The organism is Flavobacterium nitrogenifigens, from assembly GCF_003254565.1.
GTDB classification, from domain to species: domain Bacteria; phylum Bacteroidota; class Bacteroidia; order Flavobacteriales; family Flavobacteriaceae; genus Flavobacterium; species Flavobacterium nitrogenifigens.
On record NZ_QJRI01000038.1, the window covers coordinates 1 to 265 of the forward strand.

General features: G+C 49.8%; 1 protein-coding gene. It reads left to right on the forward strand.

All coding sequences use genetic code 11. The features are described 5' to 3' along the window. Positions 1-55: 55 nt before the first annotated feature. Positions 56-265 (forward strand): MBG domain-containing protein (locus tag DM397_RS24170; protein ID WP_394364548.1); only part of this gene is annotated, 210 nt, incomplete at its 3' end.

The following is a 265-nucleotide window of genomic DNA, read 5'->3' on the forward strand; positions in this document are numbered from 1 at the left end:
CTATTCAATATCATATGCTGATGGGACTCTGACAGTAACCCAAGCGTCTCTTATAGTGACGGCAGACGATAAGAGCAAAACCTATGGCAGTGCGAATCCGACTCTAACGGTGAGTTATGGGGGATTTGTGAACGGTGATACTGAAACTGTGCTAACCACAGCGCCTACAGTCACCACCACGGCAGTTATAGGAAGTCCAGTGGGGACTTACCCGATCGCAGCCAGCGGAGCCGCTGCATCCAATTATGCAATCACTTATGCCGAT